This window comes from Paenibacillus sp. oral taxon 786 str. D14 (genome assembly GCF_000159955.1).
GTDB classification, from domain to species: Bacteria; Bacillota; Bacilli; order Paenibacillales; family Paenibacillaceae; genus Fontibacillus; species Fontibacillus phoenicis.
The window spans coordinates 1-6,777 of record NZ_GG695973.1; the positions used below are offsets into that span (position 1 = coordinate 1).

The 6,777-nt window shown below is 55.2% G+C and carries 6 protein-coding genes; all 6 read right to left on the reverse strand.

What is annotated here, in order from left to right; all coding sequences use genetic code 11:
• Positions 1–234: 234 nt before the first annotated feature.
• Entirely contained in the window at positions 235–1,389 is a 1,155-nt protein-coding gene (locus POTG_RS06870; RefSeq protein ID WP_009224098.1) for an ABC transporter permease, read from the reverse strand.
• Position 1,390: 1 nt separating this feature from the next.
• The gene (locus POTG_RS06875; protein WP_009224099.1) at positions 1,391–2,515 is read right to left on the reverse strand and encodes an ABC transporter permease; all 1,125 of its coding nucleotides are present in this window, start codon (positions 2,513–2,515) and stop codon (positions 1,391–1,393) included.
• 43 nt (positions 2,516–2,558) lie between these two features.
• Positions 2,559–3,494 (reverse strand): ABC transporter ATP-binding protein, encoded by a 936-nt coding sequence (locus POTG_RS06880; RefSeq protein ID WP_009224100.1) that lies wholly within the window; start codon positions 3,492–3,494, stop codon positions 2,559–2,561.
• Positions 3,495–3,631: 137 nt separating this feature from the next.
• Entirely contained in the window at positions 3,632–4,744 is a 1,113-nt protein-coding gene (locus tag POTG_RS06885) for a sensor histidine kinase (RefSeq protein ID WP_009224101.1), read from the reverse strand.
• Positions 4,745–4,747: 3 nt separating this feature from the next.
• Positions 4,748–5,491 (reverse strand): response regulator transcription factor, encoded by a 744-nt coding sequence (locus tag POTG_RS06890; RefSeq protein ID WP_009224102.1) that lies wholly within the window; start codon positions 5,489–5,491, stop codon positions 4,748–4,750.
• A gap of 80 nt (positions 5,492–5,571) precedes the next feature.
• A partial coding sequence (locus POTG_RS06895) for an SbcC/MukB-like Walker B domain-containing protein (protein ID WP_269724328.1) occupies positions 5,572–6,777 on the reverse strand: 1,206 nt, incomplete at its 5' end.

Consider the following 6,777-nt stretch of genomic DNA (forward strand, 5'->3'; position numbering starts at 1 on the left):
AAACAGATTCTGTGATAGGTTTCATTTTACCGAAAATAGGCAAAAAAAAGAAGCACCCTGCCGCCTCACAGAATGAGTTGGCTTTACGCACGGACGTATTGGACGGAAAAAGCAACGACTCTTTCTGTCACCAATACGTCCGGCGGGGTGCTTGCAAATAGGATGTCGGCTAACTGTAGTATAACAGCAGGTTGATACTGTTACTGTGATGTACATCACCGGCGAATGAATATTTTAAATGAAATTACGCGTATCGTTGTTCCGTGCGATCTTATAGGCTGCCAGCAGGAAGAAAACCAGGGCAAACGCGGCAAGTACGGACAGGTTAAACCAGATTTGAGCAAAGCCTACGCCTTGCTGCAGCGTTTCAATCGACTGCAACACCCAGTGCTGCGGCATGAACTCGGAGATCCGCCGCACCGCTTCCGGCATGATCTCGCTTGGGAAGAAGCAGCCCGCGAGCAAGCAGGACGGCGTCACGATAATATTTTGCAGAGCGCTGGAGATGCCGCTGTTCTTAGAGAACACGACGATCACGAGCGACAGGCCGATCGATACGAGCGCAAACAGCATCAGAAGCAGCGCCATCCGCCCAAACGGAATCCCAGTATCGATGTGGAACACGACCTCCAGGAAAAACAGGGTGACCACAATCTGTACCGCCATCACCACGAAATTGACGATCAAGTTAGAAATCACAAAATGCTTGGCGTTGATCGGAGAGGAAATCACACGGAAGAAGGTGCGGTCCTCCCGGCTTTTCAGAATCAACTCCGACAAATTCACGGCTGACATCATCATCAGCATAACCAGGAAGCCAATCGTTTGATACGTCATCGCATGCTTTTGCTCTACAGAGCTGTCAGCCGACTGGACGGTGAACGTAATCCCGGAGTGCTGATAATCTTCGTAAAGCTTGGCAAACTTCGCTTCGTCTCCCTGAGCAACCCGGGTAAGGGCAGCCAGATTACCGGTGTAATTGTAGAGCATCGCTTTCATGTAGGCGGTGACCTGAGCGCCTTTGACCGATTGAATTCCGATATGGTCGGGCTCCCCGGCAAGGATGCTTTGCGAATAGCCGGCCCCCAGCACCAGACCGCTGTCCAGCTTCCCGGCTGCCAGTTGTTCGCGAAGCCCTTGCTCCGTTACTTCCGTCAACTGAATCTGATCCAGCCCTTCCAGAAACCGGATCGTATCCACCGCGATCGGTTCATTCCCGTCATGATTCACAACGCCGACCCGCAGTCCGGCACTTTCGCTGTTGCCATAAATCATGAGCGATAATAAGACTCCAGCCAGCGGCAGGGCTACATATAGAATGAGATTACTGCGTTTACGAAACGTCTTCCGCAAAGTTTGGGAAGTCAACCACCAAATGTCCTTGAGCATGTTACAGACCCTCCTTGCGCCGCATCATCCAGGCTGCCGCTGCCAACAGAACGACGCCTAAACTTAAATTTAAAGCTACAACCGGCCACATCGCCGAAACTTGATTGTTATAAATGATTTGCGTAATCGCTACGTTCGCCCATCGAACCGGTGACAATTTGGCAGCCGCCCCCATCGGGCCGAGTTCTCCCATAGGAAAGTACGCTCCGCCTAAGAACGCTGCGACTTGAGTAAAAATCAAGATCACTCCTTGCGTTGCCGCCTCTTTCAGCACATAGCTTACTGCGAGCCCCAGACTGACGGCCATGATCACTTCCGAGCCTAACACGGCCAGCACCGCACCCGGATGCTCTCCCCAATAAGCCTTAAAGACATATTTACTAAAGAGAATCAGGAGGATCACGCACAGCAGGTTAATGACCACGTTGCCGAGTACCTTGCCGGCAAAAATCTCGCCTTTGGCAATCGGAGACGCCGCAAGCCGGATGCTGGTCCCCTGCCGAATCTCCCCGGTGATCAGCCGGCTGGCGGACAGCGAGCCCCACAAAGCGATCATGGTGGTCATCGCCAGCGCGTAATAATCAAGCGATCCGGGCTGACGGTCGGCTGCAATCGAGGTTTCTTTGATGTAATCCCGGTTATTCACCGCTCCCGCCGCCATCGCTCCTTCCGATTGGCCAGGAGCGTTCTTCTCAATAGCCATTATCGCGTTATATTGCTGGGCAAAGGCCGTCAGCATCCCTTGCACGACATTGCCCTGAATGGCATCCCGACCGCTTAAGTAGAGCAACACGCCTTGGCCGTTCAGTTCTACGTATTCATCGTAATGGTCGGCTTCGACCTCTTTCCGGGCATCTGCCCCCGGAGCCAGCGTCTCGAACGTTAGTCCCATACCGGCCGTTTCTTGAGCAAAAGCCTTGAAGGCTTGTGTTAAAGCCGGATTGTCACCGTTATCCTTCACCAACACGCGAATATCCCCTACCTGGGCGGTGCTGTCAAAAGCGTTCGACAGAGCTGTGCCCAGAATTAACATCAGCACAATCGGAAAAGCGAGCATAAACACCAGCGTCCAACGGTTGCGCGCCTCCTGCTTAAGCTCCTTAAGTGCAATCGATAATGTATTCATTCCTCAGATCTCCTCCCAAAGCGATCGGTTTGCGACCGCTGCTCTAGTCCCGCAAGTTGCGTCCGGTCAGCGTCAAGAACACCGTTTCCAGATTTGGCTCCTGCTCCTCAACGGAACGAATGACAGCCCCGCCGTCGATTAACTGCTTCAGGATGCCGCTAAGGTTATCCACCGACAGGTCGCTATGAATACGAATTTCGGATTCCTGTGCCGTTACTGTCCTTACCCCGGGCAACCGCCGGATCAGCCCCAGGAACGCTTCGCCATCCTGTTTCAGTTCAATGCGCACTTCCTTCACATCGGTGATCGTGGCGATCAGCTGCTCTTTGGTACCGTCCGCGATAATTTTGCCATGATCGATAATGGCGATCCGGGAGCAGATTTCTTCAACTTCCTCCATGTAATGGCTGGTATAAATGATCGTGCAGCCCATTTCGTTCAGCTTCCGGACGGAGGTGAGAATGTAGTTGCGCGACTGCGGATCAATGCCAACCGTAGGTTCGTCCATGATGATCAGCTTCGGCCGATGGGCAATGGCGCAAGCGATATTCAGCCGCCGCTTCATCCCGCCGGAGAAGTTCTTCGGAAAGCTCTTCGCCTTATCCTCCAACCCAACAAAATGAAGCGCTTCCTCAACCCGCTCCTTCAGCTCTGCTCCCCGCAAGCCGTACAATCCGGCGAAAAACTTCACATTTTCATAAGCGGTCATATCCTGGTAAATCGCCAAATCCTGCGGAACAATGCCTAGGTTCATTTTGGCAAAGCGGTTGTGCTTGCTGATGTCTTTATCCAAAATGCGGATCTCCCCGCTCGTCGGACGCAGCAGCGAAGCGGCCAGATTGATCGTTGTGCTTTTGCCGGCGCCGTTGGATCCAAGAAATCCGAAGATCTCCCCTTCCCGCACGGATAAGGACATATTGTCAACTGCGATAAAGTCGCCGAATTTTTTCGTGAGTCCGCGAATCTCTAAAACGTTCATTGCAACCTCTCCATTCTGCTTCGTTCTTGACCTTATTGTAGAAAAAAAGGATGCCCTTATGTCAGTGCATAAGTTCATCCTTTGCGCATGAGAAAATTCATATTGTCTTAGGGGCGGACCCATGCCAATGAAGTTCTTCATGATTCGGGAGGTGCGTAGGGAATTAAGGTGGTCACCTTGAATCCCTGCGTGCCGTCTGCGATCACCGTGCCGTTCACCGCAGCCGCGCGCTCTTCCATACCGATCAAGCCCATTCCTTTGACGATCTTGGCTTGCCCTCGGCCATTGTCCGTTACGACGGCTTGAATCCATTTGCCGAGAACCCGCACTTCGACCTGTACGGAGGTAGCTCCACTGTATTTGGCCGTATTGGTCAGCGCCTCCGTCACGTTGTCATAAATGATTTTCCAATAAAGCGGTGTAATCTTCTCCAGATCTCCGCTATGGACGACCAGGGTCTGCAGTCCGGAACGGTTGCCAAAGGCTTCTACGGCGCTTTTCAACCGATGGATCCCTAACTGCTCCACCGGAGGCTTCATGTTCTTCAGCGTTTGCCGGATACGTTCAATCGATTCCTGGGCAATGCCAATCGCATTCTGCAGCAGCTTCTCCGCCCCTGGCGGGTCGGTATGCAGCACACGCTTGGCGGCCTCCATCTGGATCAGCGCCCCAGTCATGGAGTGGCCAACGCCATCATGAATTTCCTGGGAGAGACGGTTTCGTTCTTCCAGCTTATACGTGTATTCCGAAGCCCGAATGAAGTCCTCATTGTCGTTCAGCCGCTTCCGCAGCTTATCCTGAGTCAAACGCAGCTTGTCGAGCTGCTCCTCCTGCCGGCTTAACCTCATCAGCAGGTGGCGGACATGATGCCTGTTAAGCAAGCTGATGATCACGATAAACGCGTATACCGCTGCCAGCGTCCCTTTCAGGAAGAGCAGCGGTACTGCAAGCAGCGCCGCAGCAACGATGAGCGTGCTCTTTCCCTTTGCCATTTCATAGGTGGTTGGCGGCAGCAGCAGCACGAACTCGGGAGAGACGTAAACCGCGCAACAGGCGCAGTAGATCAGCATCGCTCCGTACAGCGCATTTCGATACGCCAATTTGGGAAGCAGAAGCGCCGTGAGGTCCAAGGCCAAATAAAGTAAAACGATCAAGATCAGCCAGGGGGACGGGGAAGCTTCCCTCGCATAGATCAAAGCAATGGCCAGGCCCAGCACGAGCCACTTGTTGCCGATGCTCCACCGTTCCATAAGCTAGCGGACCTTCCCGGTCAAGTAATAAATGGCGATTTGCGTGCGGTGCTCCAGCCCGGTTTTGTTCAGGATCGAGGTGATGTAGTTGGCTACGGTTCCCTCTGATATAAAAATTTCCTTCGCGATTTCCTTGTTGGACAAGCCCTTGGCAATTCGGGACATGACCTCCAGCTCCCGTTCGGTGAACCGCTCCAGATCGCTTGGCGACAGGCCGGTGCCTACCGGAGTTGAAGCTGCAGCAGGAGTCACCGGCGATGCAGTCGCATTCGCTTGCGCGCTCACCGATTCCGGCGGAGGCGGCACCTCCGCTTCCTTCGAAGCTCCGCCAGAGGCAAGCGTCTGCTTGAGCTTGTCCAGCACCACGTCCTGCAAGACGTTGTGGCCGTAATACACGCTTTTGATCGCGTCGCGAATGCGTTCCGGGTCGTTATTTTTCAGCAAATATCCTTTCGCGCCAAAACGGATCGCGTCCATGACGTATTCATCGTCGTCGAAGGTGGTCAGGATCAGCGGCTTCGCCAGCCCTTCCTCCGTCAGCAGCCGGGTCGCTTCCACCCCGTTCATATTTGGCATCCGCACGTCCAGCAACGCAACGTCTACCGGGTTAGATCGGCAGTACTCGACCGCCTTTTGTCCGTCCTCCACGGTCTTCGCCACCTCGAATTCCTCAAAGCTGTTTAAAATAATTCGCATTCCCTCACGGATAAACGAGTTGTCGTCTGCGATCAGCACCCGTATCTTCATACCGCTCCTCCGTTTCGTCTCCTTACTCGGCGGCGTTGCCACAAGGCCCGCCTTGCGCTTTCTTTCTAAATTTGTGAAGGCTACAGCCGTTCCAGCTTAATCCGGGAACCGGCCCCGCCGCTTTCCGACGGAATCACCACCAGCTTGCGGGCCAACCGGGTCTGCAACTCGGCAACGTGGCTGATAATCCCCACCGAGAGATGGTCGTGATGCAGGTGCTCCAGTGAGGTGATGACCGTATCCAACAGCTCGGGATCCAGCGTCCCAAAGCCTTCGTCCAGGAAAAAGAATTGCAGCGGATATTGGCCGCGAAGCTGAATCTGCGCTGACAAGGCCAGCGCCAGCGCCAGGGAAGCCAGGAAGGTCTCCCCGCCGGACAACGTCGCCACCGGGCGCTTCACGCCGCCGCTCGCATCGTCGCGGATGACAAAGCCGCCGCCGGAGTCGGTCTCCAGCGCATACCGCTGCTTCGTCAGGAACCTCAGACGTTGAGAAGCGGCATGGCTGACATTCATCAGCTGCTCCTCCGCGACATACTCAACGAACGCGTTCCCGCGCAGCGCTGATTGCAGCTTGGCGAGCAAGCCGGCTTCATGCTCCAGCTGGCTGCGGACCTGCTCCAGCTCCTGCCAGCGGACATGGCGAACCTGCAGGTCCTCCCAGTCCCGCTCGGCCCGGGCTTTTTGCTGCAAGGCCGCTTCATCTTGCTCTTTCGCCGCGGCGAATGCCGCTCTACTTTGCTGCCATTCCTCGTCGCTGACCGTTTGTCCCGACAGCTTGGCGTCCAGCTCACTTAGGCTAATCACGAGCTCCTGCTCCCGGCTGCGGTGTTGCTGCACCGTCTCCGCGATCGATTCCGCTTCTCCCGGGGCAAGCAGGTTATTCAATACGGAAGCTTCCTCCTCAAAAGGCGACGCCTCCAGCGCTTGAAGCCAGCGGGCCGCAAGCTCCGCCTCCTGCTCCCGGGCCGATGCGGCCGCTTGAGCAGCCAGCGCTTCCGCTTTGGCGAGCTCATGGCTTCGGGCCGCTGTTTCCGTCTGCATCGCTCGGCTGCGCTCCGCCTGCTCACGAAGGGCCGCCAGCTTCTCCCGTGCTTCGGTTAGCAGCTCATCAACCGGACGTTCCCCGGCCACGGCGTGCAATCTCTCCTGTTTCTCCCGCAGGAGATCCTGTTTCCCCTGCTCCTGTACTTCCCATTGGACCAGCGTTTTGTCCAGCTCGATCATTTCGCCGGTCAATGCCTGCAGCTTGGCCATTTTCTCCTCGATAAACGGCACGCTGACGGC

Excerpts from the sequence above, each read along its gene's own strand:
- POTG_RS06870 (WP_009224098.1), bottom strand. The coding sequence starts at position 1,389 with ATGCTCAAGGACATTTGGTGGTTGACTTCCCAAACTTTGCGGAAGACG.
- POTG_RS06875 (WP_009224099.1), bottom strand. The coding sequence starts at position 2,515 with ATGAATACATTATCGATTGCACTTAAGGAGCTTAAGCAGGAGGCGCGC.
- POTG_RS06880 (WP_009224100.1), bottom strand. The coding sequence starts at position 3,494 with ATGAACGTTTTAGAGATTCGCGGACTCACGAAAAAATTCGGCGACTTT.
- POTG_RS06885 (WP_009224101.1), bottom strand. The coding sequence starts at position 4,744 with ATGGAACGGTGGAGCATCGGCAACAAGTGGCTCGTGCTGGGCCTGGCC.
- POTG_RS06890 (WP_009224102.1), bottom strand. The coding sequence starts at position 5,491 with ATGAAGATACGGGTGCTGATCGCAGACGACAACTCGTTTATCCGTGAG.